The sequence below is a fragment of the Mesorhizobium kowhaii genome (assembly GCF_003253745.1).
Taxonomy (GTDB): domain Bacteria; phylum Pseudomonadota; class Alphaproteobacteria; order Rhizobiales; family Rhizobiaceae; genus Mesorhizobium; species Mesorhizobium kowhaii.
The window spans coordinates 304,857-318,982 of the sequence record NZ_MZXV01000062.1 but is presented as its reverse complement, the minus strand read 5'-3'; the positions used below and the strand labels follow the sequence as shown (position 1 = coordinate 318,982).

Annotated in this window: 10 protein-coding genes; 1 reads left to right on the top strand and 9 read right to left on the bottom strand. The window is 64.1% G+C overall.

Going from position 1 to position 14,126, the window contains the following annotated elements:
• Positions 1–21 precede the first annotated feature (21 nt).
• From B5V02_RS29535 to B5V02_RS29515, 5 genes are all read right to left on the bottom strand, one after another.
• Complete coding sequence (locus B5V02_RS29535) at positions 22–2,472, bottom strand: GcvT family protein (protein ID WP_111547522.1); 2,451 nt, start codon at positions 2,470–2,472, stop codon at positions 22–24.
• Entirely contained in the window at positions 2,469–3,650 is a 1,182-nt protein-coding gene (locus B5V02_RS29530; RefSeq protein WP_111547521.1) for a pyridoxal phosphate-dependent aminotransferase, read from the bottom strand. Before B5V02_RS29530 ends, B5V02_RS29535 begins: the two co-directional genes overlap by 4 nt.
• Positions 3,643–4,548, bottom strand: a complete 906-nt coding sequence (locus tag B5V02_RS29525; protein ID WP_111547520.1) for a homocysteine S-methyltransferase family protein — start codon at positions 4,546–4,548, stop codon at positions 3,643–3,645. The genes B5V02_RS29530 and B5V02_RS29525 overlap by 8 nt, the downstream gene beginning before the upstream one ends.
• A complete protein-coding gene (locus B5V02_RS29520) occupies positions 4,545–6,998 on the bottom strand; it encodes a GcvT family protein (RefSeq protein ID WP_111547519.1) in 2,454 nt (817 codons plus the stop codon). The genes B5V02_RS29525 and B5V02_RS29520 overlap by 4 nt, the downstream gene beginning before the upstream one ends.
• Before the next feature lie 104 nt (positions 6,999–7,102).
• On the bottom strand, positions 7,103–7,645 hold the full coding sequence (locus B5V02_RS29515; RefSeq protein WP_167458726.1) for a helix-turn-helix domain-containing protein: 543 nt from the start codon (positions 7,643–7,645) through the stop codon (positions 7,103–7,105).
• Positions 7,646–7,869: 224 nt separating this feature from the next.
• Here B5V02_RS29515 and B5V02_RS29510 point away from each other — a divergent pair, with 224 nt between their 5' ends.
• On the top strand, positions 7,870–8,574 hold the full coding sequence (locus B5V02_RS29510) for a nitroreductase (RefSeq protein WP_111547517.1): 705 nt from the start codon (positions 7,870–7,872) through the stop codon (positions 8,572–8,574).
• Between the two features lie 43 nt (positions 8,575–8,617).
• Here B5V02_RS29510 and B5V02_RS29505 read toward each other — a convergent pair whose 3' ends face one another.
• The 4 genes from B5V02_RS29505 to B5V02_RS29490 all read right to left on the bottom strand — a co-directional run bounded on the left by B5V02_RS29505 (position 8,618) and on the right by B5V02_RS29490 (position 14,117).
• Positions 8,618–10,060 carry an MFS transporter gene (locus B5V02_RS29505; RefSeq protein ID WP_111547516.1) on the bottom strand — a complete coding sequence of 481 codons (1,443 nt, stop codon included), beginning with the start codon at positions 10,058–10,060 and terminating at the stop codon, positions 8,618–8,620.
• A gap of 175 nt (positions 10,061–10,235) precedes the next feature.
• Positions 10,236–10,823 (bottom strand): sarcosine oxidase subunit gamma, encoded by a 588-nt coding sequence (locus tag B5V02_RS29500; protein WP_111547515.1) that lies wholly within the window; start codon positions 10,821–10,823, stop codon positions 10,236–10,238.
• Complete coding sequence (locus B5V02_RS29495; RefSeq protein WP_111547514.1) at positions 10,816–13,824, bottom strand: sarcosine oxidase subunit alpha; 3,009 nt, start codon at positions 13,822–13,824, stop codon at positions 10,816–10,818. Before B5V02_RS29495 ends, B5V02_RS29500 begins: the two co-directional genes overlap by 8 nt.
• Positions 13,821–14,117, bottom strand: coding sequence for a sarcosine oxidase subunit delta (locus B5V02_RS29490; RefSeq protein ID WP_111547513.1), 297 nt, complete (start codon positions 14,115–14,117; stop codon positions 13,821–13,823). Before B5V02_RS29490 ends, B5V02_RS29495 begins: the two co-directional genes overlap by 4 nt.
• Positions 14,118–14,126: the final 9 nt, after the last annotated feature.

Genomic DNA, 14,126 nt, shown 5'->3' with positions numbered 1-14,126 from the left:
AACGGGGAGAAGGGAAGAGCGCTACATTCTCGTCCGTTCCGACTTCGGATCGTACATCGGCTTCAGCGATGATTCCGCAGCAAAACGTTCGCCGGCGATCTCGATCTCGTAGGACGAGGCCAGCACATCCGCTTCGCTTTCGCCATGACACGGCACATAGCCAAGCCCGACGGCACCGCCGAGATGATGGCCGTAATTGCCTGAGGTGATCGGGCCGACGATCTTGCCGTCGCGCAGGATCGCCTCGTTGTGGAAGAGCAGGGGTTGCGGATCCTTCAGGCGGAACTGCACCAGCTGGCGTGACAGGCCGACTTCCTTCTTGCGCAGCACCGCATCGCGACCGATGAAGTCGCCCTTGGCCGTTTTGACCGCGAAGCCGAGGCCGGCTTCCAGCACATTGTCCTCATCGGTGATATCGTGGCCGAAATGCCGGAAGGCCTTTTCGATGCGGCAGGAATCCAGCGTGTGCAGGCCGCAGAGTTTTAGCCCGACATCCACGCCAGCCTCGTCGATTGCCTCGAAGACGTGGGCTGCCTGGTCGGTCGAGACATAGAGCTCCCAGCCGAGTTCGCCGACATAGGTGACGCGGTGCGCACGGGCCAGGCCCATGCCGATCTCGATCTCCTGAAACGTCCCGAACGGGTTGGCTTCGTTGGAGAAATCGTTGGGACTGACCTTCTGGATCAATTTTCGTGCGTCCGGTCCCATCAGGCAGAGCACGGCTTCGGCGGCGGTGACATCGGTGATGACCACGAACTCATCGGTCAGATGCTTGCGCAGCCAGGCGAGGTCGCGCTGCAGCGTCGCGCCGGGGACGACGAGGAAAAACGCCGTCTCGGACAGCCGCGAGACGGTGAGGTCGCTCTCGATGCCGCCGCGCTGGTTGAGCATCTGGGTGTAGACGATCTTGCCCGGTGCCACATCCATGTCGTTGGCGCAGAGCTTCTGCAGAAAGGCACAGGCGTCACGGCCCTCGACGCGGATCTTGCCGAACGAGGTCATGTCGAACAGGCCGACGCCGTTCCTGACCGACAGATGTTCCTCGCGCTGGTTGTCGAACCAGTTCTGCCGCTTCCAGGAATAGCGGTATTCGCGCTCCTGGCCGTCACGGGCAAACCAGTTGGCGCGCTCCCAGCCGGCGACCTCACCGAACACGGCGCCACGCGCCTTCAGATGCTCATGCAGGGGTGAGCGTCTGATATTGCGTGACGTCGCCATCTGCCGATAGGGGAAATGGTCGGCATAGAGCAGGCCCAGCGTTTCCGAGACGCGCTCCTTGAGGTAACGGCGGTTCTTCTGGAATGGCTGGGCGCGGCGGATGTCGACTTCCCACAGATCGAAGGGTGCTTCGCCGTCATTGATCCACTGCGCCAGCGCCATGCCGGCGCCGCCGGAGGAGACGATGCCGATCGAGTTGTAGCCGGTCGCCATCCAGTAGCCGGACAGTTCCGGCGCCTCGCCGAGATAATAGCGGTCGTCGGGGGTAAAGCTCTCGGGACCGTTGAAGAAGGTGTGGATGCCGGCGGTCGCCAGCATCGGCATGCGGTTGACGCCCATTTCGAGGATCGGCTCGAAATGGTCCATGTCCTCCGGCAACTGGTCGAAGCAGAAATCCTCGCGGATGCCGTCCATGCCCCAGGGCTTGGCCACCGGCTCGAAGGCGCCGAGCATCATCTTGCCGGCGTCTTCCTTGTAGTAGGCGCACTCGTCCGGCACACGCAGCACCGGCAGACGAGAGAGGCCGGGGATCGGCTCGGTGACGAGGTAAAAATGTTCGCAGGCGTGCAGCGGGATGGTGACGCCGTTCTGAGCGCCAAGCTCACGCGCCCACATGCCGGCGCAGTTGACGACGATGTCGGCCTCGATGGTGCCTTGTTCTTCGCCTTGCGCCCACGACACGCCGGAGACACGACCGGCCTTGGTATGGACCTTGGTGACCTTGACATTCTCGACGATGGTGGCGCCACGCTGGCGCGCGCCCTTGGCCAACGCCATGGCGATGTTGGCCGGGTCGCACTGGCCGTCGAGCGGCAGATGCACGGCGCCAACGACGTCGGACACATTGAGATGCGGGTACATCTCCTTGACTTCATTCGGTGAAATCTCGCGCACGTCGACATCGAAGGCACGGGCGAGAGACGCCTGCCGGTAGATCTCGTGCTTGCGCTCCTCGGTCAATGCCACAGTGATCGAGCCGACCTGGCGCATGCCGGTGCCGACTTCGGTCTCGGCTTCCAGCTTGACGTAGAGGTCGGCCGAATATTTCGCCAGCCGCGTCATGTTCTGCGAGCCGCGCAACTGGCCGATCAGGCCAGCGGCATGCCAGGTCGTACCCGACGTCAGCTGCTTGCGTTCCAGGAGCACGATGTCGGTCCAGCCGAGCTTGGCCAGATGGTAGGCGACTGAACAGCCTGAGACGCCGCCGCCGATGATGACGGCTCGGGCTTTCGTGGGTATAGCCTTGGCGGTCATGCGGCCTCGCGGCGATAGCTGGAAGCAAAACGGCGCAGCCGAAGCGCTGCTTCTTGCAGCACGGGCTCCGGCTGGCAGAGGCTGATGCGAATGTGACCGGCGGCCGCCTCGCCGAAGCTGGAGCCGGGCATGACGCCGACGTTTTCCTTGTCGAGCAAGGCCCAGGCGAATTTCTCGTCGTCGGGTTCGACGGCTGATATGTCGAGCATGACGTACATGCCGCCTTCAGAACCGCGCACGGTGACATCGTTCATGCCGCGCACGGCATCGAGGAAGACCGTGCGGCGCGCGGCGTAGCGTTCGGCGATCTCCTTGACGCCATAGCGGTTCTCGAGCGCCTCGGCGCAAGCGATCGAGATGAAGGCCGGCAAACCATAGGTCGTCACCAGATTGAGATTGATCAGCAGCGAGATCATCTCCTGCGGACCAGTCAGCCAGCCCATGCGCCAGCCGGTCATGCCGTGGCTCTTCGACATCGAATTGATGACCAGGGTGCGCTCGGCCATGCCGGGCAGCGAGCGCGGAGAGACGTGCTCGCCGCCGCCCAGTGTCCAGTAGACTTCGTCCGACAGCAGCCAGAGGTCATGCTCCCTGCAGACCTCAGCCAGCTGTTCCAGCCGCTCTCGCGAATAGACCGCACCGGTCGGGTTGTTCGGCGTGTTGATCAGAATGGCGCGCGTGTTCGGCCGAAGCGCTGCGCGGATCATGTCGGCGTGCGGCTGGAAGCCATCCTCGGCTGGCGTCTCGACCACGGTGAAACTGGCACCGGCGGCGCTGAACGTGTTGGGATAGGTGGCGTAGTAGGGCGCCACCACGATGGCATGGTCGCCCTGATCGAGCACAGCTTGCACGGCCGCGTAGAGTGCGGCCTGGCCGCCCGGCGTGGCGATGACCTGATCCGGCGTCGTCTCGACGCCGGTGCAGGCGCTCGAGGCTGCCGCCATTGCCTTGCGCAGGCGCGGCAGGCCGGGAAGCGGGGTGTAGTGGTGATTGCTGCCGCGAACCGCGGTCACACAGGCTTCGATCGTTTCGGAAGGCGTGTCGAAATCATGGTCGCCGACTGACAGCATGATGATGTCTTCGCCGGCCGCCTTGCGGGCCCAAGCGGCCGAATGGACTTCCCAGCCGTCCTTGCCCGAAGGCACGATGCCGGAAATGCGCGACGATGGTCTAGGCATGTGTACCTCCAGAAATTTCGTAACCGGCCTGTTCGAGCCGGTCGCGCAGCGCGGCGATATGCGGCGGTCCGACTTCGCAGCAGCCGCCGACAATGCTCGCGCCGGCCTCCACCCAGCCGATCGCCTGGTCGGCATAGGCGTCCGGACCAAGGTCGTGGCGTGCGTGCAGCACATCCACCGTGCCGCCATGCTTGAGCGCTTCGGTGGAGGTGAAGCCATTGGCATAGGCGCCGACCGGGCCGCCGAGGTCGATCAGTTCAGGCAAAGCCGCGGCGATCGCTTCCGGCCGGCAGCAGTTGAGCAGCCGCGCGGCGACCGCCAGGCCGTCGAGCGCGCTTGCCGCGTTGGCTATTGTCTCGCCACTGCGCAGTCGTGGCTTGCCGTGATCGGCCAGTGTCCACGATACCCATATGGGTTTTCCGCTTTCCGACGCGGCTGTGACCGCCGCGCGCGCTTCCTCGGCCGACGCCATGGTCTCGCACAGGAACAGGTCGACGCCATCCGCCTGCTCGTCAACGATGCGGCGATAGATGTCGAGCGTATCCTGATATGAAATGGTCAGCGCGGGCGCGTAGCTGCCGAAAAGCGGTGACAGGCAGCCGGCGATCGCTGCATCGCCGGCCTGGTCGCGGGCCTGCTTGGCCAATTCGATGCCGCGCTTCTGTAAAGGCTTGAAGAGGTCATCCGCGCCCTCGCGCGCCAGGCGTTCGGGTGTCGCCGAATAAGTGTTTATGGTGATGACGCGGGCGCCGGCACGGATAAATTCGGCGTGCAGGTCGCGCACCAGATCCGGCTCGTCGATCAGCACCCTGGCCGACCATAGCGGCGTCGGCTCGGATTTGCTGCGGCGGACCAGTTCCTGGCCCATGCCGCCATCCGTGAGGATGATTTTCTTCATGCGCGCAGCCTCTCGTTCTTCGGATCCCACAAAGGCTCATCCTTCTGCACGACCGCCTGAAAACGGTCGCCGAAGATTTCCACCTCGATCGCTGTTCCCGGTTCCGCCAGATCGGCGCGCAGCATGCCGAGCGCGATCGATTTGTCGATCCGGTGACCCCAACCGCCTGATGTCGTTTCGCCGACGATCTTGCCGTCGTGCCAGAGTGTGGAAACAGAAGGGGCGTCGCAGTCACCGGGGTTCTCGACGACCAAAGTGACGAAGCGCTTCTTCACGCCTTGCTGCTTCTCGTTCTGCAGTGCCGCCTTGCCGCGGAAGTCGGGCTTGTCCCATTTGACGAAGCGCTCCAGCCCGCCCTGCAAGATCGAATAGTCGGTCGACAGGTCGCACTTCCAGGTGCGGTAGCCCTTTTCGAGCCTGAGCGAATCCAGCGCGTACATGCCGAACGGTTTTAGACCATTCTGCTGTCCTGCCGCGCAGATGCCGTCGAAGATGGCGGCGGTGTCGTCGACCCTGGTGTGGATTTCCCATCCGAGTTCGCCGGCGAACGAGACGCGCACCAGCTTCGCCCAGCGGCCGGCAATCTTCGTCTCCTGATGCGTCAGCCACGGCAAAGTGAGGTCGGCGTCACAGACATCGGCGAGGATTTTTCGCGAGTTCGGGCCGGCCAGGATCTGGGTGGCGAATTCCTCGGTGCGGTCGATCAGCTTGAACGGCGCATCCTTGGGCATGCGCGATTTCAGCCACTCGAAATCATGCCATTGCGCGACCGCCGCGGTGATGAGCGTCATCAGGTTCTCGTCATGGCGCACGACGGACATTTCGGTGACGATGCGGCCCTTGTCATCAGCGAAATAGACGAGGCCGATGCGGCCGGGCTTTGGCACCAGCCCGGTGACCTGCAGGCTCAGCCATTCGGCAGCACCCGGACCGTCGAGGTTGAAGCGGGAGAAGCCCGGCAGGTCGAGAATGCCGGCCGCGTCGCGGACGGCGAGACATTCCTCGCGGACGCGATGCTGCCACGGCCCTTCGCGACGGAAGGTCAGTGTCGCTTCCTCGGAGATGTCGTCGCCGTCTTTCGCGTACCAGGTGGCGCGTTCCCAGCCATTATAGGCGTCGAAGCGGGCGCCGAGCGCCTTGATGCGATCATGGATTGGCGACAGCTTGCGGTCACGGCCCTCCGGCCAGGCATGGCGCGGGAACTGGATGGCGTATTCGTTGCCGTAGATCTCCATGCCCTTGGCGACGCAGTAGTCCGGCGCCGCAGCAAAGGAGGTGAAGCGGCGTGGGTCGCACGACCACATGTCCCATTCGGTCTGACCTTGTGTCACCCATTCGGCCAGCACCTTGCCGGCGCCGCCGCCCTGGGCGATGCCGAAGGTGAAGACACAGGCCTCGAAGGCATTGGGAACGCCGGGCATCGGGCCGATCAGCGGATTGCCGTCCGGCGTATAGGGGATCGGACCGTTGATGATCTTGGACAGGCCGGCCGTGCCCAGGATCGGCACGCGGGCGACGGCATCGGCCAGATAATGTTCCAGCCGATCGAGGTCGTCGGGGAACAACTGGAAGGAAAAGTCATCCGGCATCGGATCGTTGTGGGTCGCCCAATGCGCGCGGCAATTGCGCTCATAGGGGCCGAGATTCATGCCGTTCTTTTCCTGGCGCAGATAGTAGGAGGTGTCGACGTCGCGCAGCAGCGGCAGCTTTTTGCCCTGTTCTCTCGACCACGCCGCCAGTTCGGGGATCTCCTCGAACAATATGTACTGATGGCTCATCACCATCATCGGCACCTCGCGGCCGAACATCTTGCCGACTTCGGCGGCGCGGTAGCCGGCGGCATTGACGACGATCTCGCAGCGGATTTCGCCTTGCGCGGTCTCGACCACCCATTCGTCATTCTCGCGGCGCACACCGGTGACCGGGCAGAAGCGGATGATCCTGGCGCCCATGTCGCGCGCCCCCTTGGCCAGCGCCTGGGTCAACTGCGCCGGATCGATGTCGCCATCGCTCGGATCGTAGAGCGCGCCTTTCAGATCATGCGTCTCGATGAAGGGGTAGCGGCGCTTAATCTCGTCGACGCCAACGATGTCGATGTCCATGCCCTGATAGCGGCCCATGCCCTTGGCACGCTGGAACTCCTGCATGCGCTCTTTCGTATGGGCAAGCCGCAGCGAACCGGTGACGTGGTAGTTCATGGGATAGTCGACCGCTTCGGCCAGCCCGCGATAAAGCTCGGTCGAATAGCGCTGCATGTTCATCAGCGACCAGGACGAGGAGAAGGTCGGCACATTGCCGGCGGCATGCCAGGTCGAGCCGGAGGTCAGCTCGTTCTTTTCGAGCAGCACGCAGTCGGTCCAGCCCGCCTTGGCGAGATGATAGAGCGCGGAAGTGCCGACCGCACCACCGCCGATGATCACCACGCGTGCCGTGCTCGGCAAACCCGCCATGTTCTTCTCCCTGACAAAACCCAAAGCGCGTTGCGCTTTCTATTTTTTGTTTTTGATGCGTGTCGTTATCCCAAAAGCGCTGCACACTTTTGGGCGACCTGCATTCAATAGACTGGCGGCGAAACCACCCAGATGACAACCGCCGGCTCGGTACCCGGATTGCGCCAGCGGTAGGGCTTGCCTTCGAAGCGAAAGGAGTCGCCTTCGCCAAGCCGATGCCAGACGCCTGATATCTCGATGTCGAACAGTCCGGACGCGACGTATCCGGCCTCCTCGGTCGGCCTACGCGCCTCGGCCTTCAGCTCCGCGCCCGGCGCGAAGACCGAACGCACCATCTCGAAGCTACCGCCGAGATCGGGCGACAGAAGCTCCTCCACCAGGCCGGATTCGCTTGTGCCAAGCGTGCGGCGCCTGCCGGCGCGCACAACCACGCCACGCTCGCTTTCGACCGGCACGTCATGGCTGAAGAACAGACTGATCGGCACGCCGAACAGTTCGGCGAAGGCTCTGAGATCGCTGAGCGAGGGCGTCGAGAGGCCACGTTCGACCTGGCTGACCCAGCCGACCGAACGGCCAAGTTTCAGGGCGATCTCGGCAAGCGTCAGCCCGCGCGCCTTGCGCAGCGCCCTGATATCGCTGGCCAGCACGCGTTCGTCAGGTCCCTGCAATGTTCTTGGGATAGGTGAAGGCAAAACGCTCACTTCATGAAAAGTTCCAGTCAAATTTCATGAGAAAACAAGCTCATGAAAAAATCAAGTGGATTTTCACCAATGCTCAAGATTTGCTTGCAGGATTTTGGCGGTTCATGCAAAGGCTCGGCCACGAGCGGCGAGTGGGGATGTCCGATCGAGACAAAGGGTAAGGACGGCCCATGCTGGAAAACAACACCCTAATTGCGGACGAAGCCGAGATTGTCGACGAGGCGATCCTGTCGCGCCGCTCGGTGCGTGCATTTCTGCCCGACATGGTCGACGACGACACCATCCGCGCCATTCTGGCGGTTGCGGCGCGCGCTCCATCGGGCACCAATATGCAGCCATGGAAGGTCTACGTCACCAAGGGCGAGATCAAACAGCAGATCACCGACGCCATTCTCAACTCGGGCATCCGCGCCGAAAAGGCCGATTGGGACGAATACCGCTACTATCCGACCCAGTTCTTCGAGCCGTATCTGACCCGCCGCCGCGCCAACGGTTTCGGGCTCTATGGCGCGCTCGGTATCGGCCGCCGCGAGGTCGACAAGATGCGTGCCCAGCACGACCGCAACTTCGTCTTCTTCGACGCGCCGGTCGGCATGATCTTCACCATCGACCGCCGGCTCAATCAGGGCTCTTGGATCGACTATGGCATGTTCCTGCAGAACATCATGGTCGCGGCGCGGGGCAGGGGTTTGCACACCTGCCCACAAGCAGCGTTCGCCCCCTATCACCGGCAGATCCGGCCGGTGCTCAACATCCCCGACGAGGAGATTGTCGTCTGCGGCATGGCGCTTGGCCATGAGGACACGTCCAAACCCGAAAACGCCTTCCGCACCGACCGCGTGCCGCTGGAAGAGTGGGTGACGTTCAGCGAATAGCCACCTTGAGTAGGGCCGGCGTGGTGGCCCAAGTCTGGCCTTGCTATTCGGTGTTCATCTGTGCGCCGTGGCCGCTGACATGGGCGCCGTCCTGCGGCGTCAGCTTGAGATAGGCGAGCAGCGCGCACAGCGTGATGACGCCCTCGATCACGAACAGGATCCGGAAATCGTTGGTCACGGCCGGGCCGCCGCCGGCCAGAAACGACAGTGCCGCGGCGGCCAGGCCGACGCTGATCGCCACTGCCAGCTGCCACAGGATGTAATAGAGCGCGCTGAAGCGGGCGAGCTGTTCGGGCGCGATGTCGGAATAGGCGAGATTGCCGGTCGAGGCCCATTGCGCGGAGCGGAAGACGCCGAAGATGAAGATGTAGGCAAGTACGATCCAGACCGGCGTGGTTGCCTGCATCAAGGCAAAGCCGGCGACCATGGCGGCGACGATCGGTGTGTTGTAGACCAGCACGCGGCGGAAGCCGAAACGGTTGAGAACGCGCGGCATGAGGAACCGCATCGCCACCGAGCCGACCGCGGCGACGAAGGTCAGCGATCCCGCCTGCACCGCGCTCATGCCGAAGCCAAGCTGGAACATCAGAGGCAGCAGGAAGACGACCGAGCTGAGGCCGATCGTGTCGAGCCCGCCGCCAGTCAGGAAAGAGATGCGGAAGGTGCGGATGCGCAAGAGCTTGAGGTCGAGCAGCGGATTGCGCACGCGCAGACAGTAAAAAGAGGCGACGGTCAGGATGACCAGCGCCAGCACCAGTTCACCGGCGATGACGCCGCCGGCAGCGTCCTTGGCGGCAAGCGAATCCATGCCGAAGACCAGAAGCACCATGCCGCTGCCAACCAGCAGAAAGCCCGGAAAGTCGAACGGCGTGCGCACCGGCTTGGTCACTGTCGGAAACAGCGAGGTGGCAAGGAAAGCCGCCGCCAGTGCGAACGGCACGTTGATGAAGAAGATCCAGCGCCAGGAAATGTAGGTGGTCAGCGCGCCGCCGACGAGCGGGCCGACCAGCGGCCCGGACTGGCCGGCCAGCGAGATGTACATGTTGATCTTCAGCGTGCGGCTGCGCGGAAAGGTCTGCAGGATGACGACCTGGCCGAGCGTGCCCATCAGCGCGCCGCCGAACCCTTGCAGCGCGCGGGCGCCGACCAGCATCCAGATGCTATCAGACAGACCGCACAGGGCCGATGCGGTGGCGAACACCAGCAAGGCAAAGCAATAGACATTGCGCAGACCGAAGCGGTCGGCGGCCCAGCCGCCAAGCGGCATCGAGATGATCAGGCTGGCGACATAGACGGTGATCAAGAGGCCGAGCTGGCTGGGTGGGCGGCCGAGGCTTTCGCCGATACCGGGCAGCGCCGTCACCACGACATTCTGGTCGAGACTGGTCATGAAGACGCCGCAGGCGACCGTCAGCGGCAGCAGGAGCATGGCTCTGGCCGACACATCGGCGCGATCGGTGGCGCCGGCGGATATTTCTGCGGTCATAGGGATGTTCGAACCAAACGAATGTGCCGAGCCTGAGACGGGATTTTCATACCCCTTGGGCCGGTCTGGCGGCCACGTTTCCCATCATGGCCGCCTGCGGCGCGATTCTCTAGCGGCAGAACCGGCTGGCCTTGATGCCAGAAGCAGAGGCGATGCGGCCATCCGACCGCGCCGCCTATTGCACCTCGTAGCCGACTTCCTCGCTGGCATGGCAGAGAGCCTTCCAGAACGAGCGCGCGAACGAGCGAAAGACATAGATATCGAACTGGTCGGAGCCGGTGCGCTGGATCTGGGCGAAGACATCGTGATGGGTGGTCGAGCGGCCGGCGCCGACCGGAAAGGCCGGCAGCGCGAAGTCGATGGCGAAGAATTTCGCCAGCACCCATTCGGCCTTCGGCCCGGCGATGCGAATGGCGGTGCGGCCATGCGACAGGTCGGTCACTGTGCCGATGGCCGGGGTGACCACCTTGGCAAAGGCGTCGGCCAGGCCTTCGGCTTCATCGGCAACGGTGAATTTTCCCGGCGCGAAGCCGAACACCGACTTCACGCCGTCACTTAGGCCGCCGCCTGCGCCATCGGGCAGCGCAAGCCCGGTGACGGTGCGGATGGCGGCGATCAGCTTCTTTTCTTCGCCCGGCCAGGCGGCGAGCTGCATGATCGAGCCCGGCCCGGTTTCGGTCAGGATGATCTCGACGCCATGTTCGAAATTACCATGCGAGCCGACGTGAAACTCCGGCTCAAGTGGAGATTGGCGCTCAACCATGCATGCGGCTCCCATCCGGATCGAAGAAGTGGTTGGAGACGATCTCGACCGGTCCGAACCGGTTGCGCAAGGGATCGGAGACATTGGCGCGCGTGCCGTGTCGTGCCTTGCCGCCCTTGACCAGCGCCAGCGCGATATGCTTGCCGAGTGCCGGTGAGTAGCAGCAGGCGGTGATGTGGCCGATCGAGCCGTGCGGATTGACCTCGTCGATTTGCTCGACGATGTGCGCGCCGCCATTCAGCGGCCGGTTGTCGAGCGCGATCAGGCCGACGAGTTCCAGACGGTCAGACGCGATCAGACCCTCGCGGTCCATCATCGCCGAGCCGATGAACGGCTTCTTCTTCGACAGCATCCAGTCGAGATGCAGGTCGCGCGCCGTGGTGCGGCCGTCGATCTCAGCGCCGGTGACATGGCCCTTTTCGATGCGCATCGTGCCCAGTGCCTCAAGTCCGTAGGTGACCAGCCCGAACGGCTTGCCGGCCTCGATCAGCGCCTCCCAGACATGAGTACCGTAGCCGGCACCGGAATAGACCTCGAAGGCCATTTCGCCGGAGAAAGAGAGCCGGCAAATCATCACTGGGACACCCGATATCTCGCCGCGCACGATGCCCATGAAGGGCAAGGTGGCGTTGTCGACTGATGTGCCGGTGACACAGGCAGCGAGGATCTGCCTTGCCTTCGGTCCGCCGATCGCGGCGCCCGCCCATTCGTCGGTCACCGAGGTGACGTGGACCTTGAGTTCCGGCCAGATCACGTCAAGGAAATATTCCAGATGCTGCATCACCTTGCCGGCGTTGGCCGTGGTGGTGGTCATCAGAAAATCCTGCTCGCCAAGCCGCCAGGTGGTGCCGTCGTCGAAGGCGAGGCCGTCCTCGCGCAGCATCAGCCCGTAGCGCGCCTTGCCGACGGCCAGCGTCGAAAACATATTGGTGTAGACGCGGTCGAGGAATGCGGCGGCGTCGGGCCCTTGTACGGCGATCTTGCCCAGTGTCGAGACATCGACGATGCCGGCGCTCTCACGCGTCACCTTGGCTTCGCGCACATAGGCCTGCTCGACCGTCTCCCCGGCATGGCCGTAGATCATCGGACGGTACCAGAGACCGGCCGAATACATCGTCGCGCCATTGGCGAGATGCCAGTCATGCATCGGCGTCAGCCGCTCAGGTTTCAGGTCGCCGAAGCGTTCCGCCGCCAGCGAGCCGATCGATACCGGCGCAAAGGGCGGGCGGAAGCGCGTCGTGCCGACCTCGGGGATCGGCTTGCCCAGTGCCTCGGCCATGATGGCAAGGCCGGGAACATTGGAGCTCTTGCCCTGGTCGGTCGCCATGCCGAGCGTGGTGTAGCGCTTCAGGTGCTCGACCGAGACAAAGCCTTCGCGATGCGCCAACCGCACATCCTCGGCAGTCACGTCGTGCTGGAAATCGACAAAGCTCTTGCCCTTGGCCCTGATCTCGAACACAGGCGCCGGATCGGGATCGCAAGGGATGGCTTCGACAGTGGGCAACGCCGCCGGCGTGCTCGTTCCACCGGCGGCGGCAAGGCCGGCGGCGCGGCCTTCGGCGATGGCCTCAGTGGTGGAAAAACTACCGGTGAAGGCGCCGGCGCCGATCCAATGCTGTGTTGGCCACTGCTGCGTCGACTTCGGCGGCAGGAAAGCCTGCCGCGCGGCATTCCATTCCGCCTTGGCACCGGCCTGGCTGGCCAGATGGATGGTCGGCGACCAGCCGCCCGACATCAGCAGGCAATCGGCATGGATACTGCGGGCCTCGCCGGTAAGCGAGCCATTGGCCATGTCGAAGCGCTGCAGCTTGAGACCGGACAGCGCCTTGCCGCCCTCGGTGGCGACGACCGCATGGCCGGCGAAGATTTCGGCTTCGGCTTCGGCGGCCAGCTTGCGCATCTCGGCTGAAGGCTCTGGCCGGACGTCGGCAATGGCGACGACCGCGGCCCCTGCCTTCTTCAAGGCCACGGCCGCTCGATAGGCACTGTCATTGTTGGTGAACAGCGCGATCCGCTCGCCCGGCAGCACGCCGAACTCGTTGGCGTAGCGCTCGGCGGCATGCGCCAGCATCACGCCCGGCCTGTCATTGCCCGGAAACACCAGCGGCCGTTCGAAGGCGCCGGTGGCCAGGACCACGGACCGGGCGCGGATCGCCCAGTAGCGATGGCGCGGCTCACCCTTGCCGGGCTGCTCCTTGTGGTCGCTGACCCGTTCGAGCGCGGCAAGCGTGTTGTTGTCGTAGTAGCCCCAGACCGTGGTGCGCGGCAAAAGCCGGACATTGTCGCGGCCTGCGAGCTGGGCGACGGTGCGGCGGGCCCAGTCGGCCGCCGGCGCGCCATCGATGGTTTCATCAGACCAGTTGGCCGAGCCGCCGAAACGCGGCTCGAGATCGGCCAGCATGACGCGGGCGCCCTGATCGGCGGCGGCCTTGGCGGCCATCAGACCGGCCGGGCCGGAGCCGACCACCAGCACGTCGCAAAAGGCGTTCATGCGTTCGTAGCGCGCCGGGTCCTTCGCCGATCCGGCGCTGCCTAGGCCGGCGGCACGGCGGATGAAATGCTCGCAGAACATCCAGAAGCGCGTACCTTTGAGCGGACCGATCACCGGCCCCATGAAGGTCTTGTAGTAGAAGCCGGCCGACAGGATCTTGCCCCCGAGCTGGTTGACGGCGTTGACGTCCCAGGCAAGCGAGGGAAAGCGGTTCTGGCTGATGGCGACCAGCCCGTCATGGATCTCGACCATGGTCGCCGGAATGTTGGGCTCGCGAACCTCGCCCTTCAGCACCGTCACCAGCGCGTTGGGCTCCTCGACGCCTGCTGTGAGCAGGCCGCGCGGGCGGTGATATTTGAATGAGCGCCCGTAAAGCGTGACGCCCTTGGCCAGCAGCGCCGACGCCAGCGTGTCGCCGGCATGGCCGGTATAGGCCGCTCCGTCGAAGGTGAAGCGGATGGTTTTCAGCCGATCGATGCGGCCGCCGGTGTCGGTGCGGCGCGGGCTCATGACTTGTCCTCCGCCTTGCGGCGCGCGGTCGAGGTATGAGTGCCGCGCATAAAGGCGACGCTCAAAATCTCATGCGTCAGCGTGTTGCGGACGACCCGCAGATGCGCGCGGCAACCGCCGGAATGCTGCCAGATTTCGTTGTGGTCGCCGGCCGGGTTCAGCCGGTCGTAGACATAGGCGTTCCATGCCTCGAAATTCTGCGAGGCAGGGTCGGGACGATCGCGGTTGCCGTCACCTTGATAGGTGAACTCGATGACGTCGCGCGGGCCGCAGTAGGGGCAGGTGATCAGCATCGAATTGTA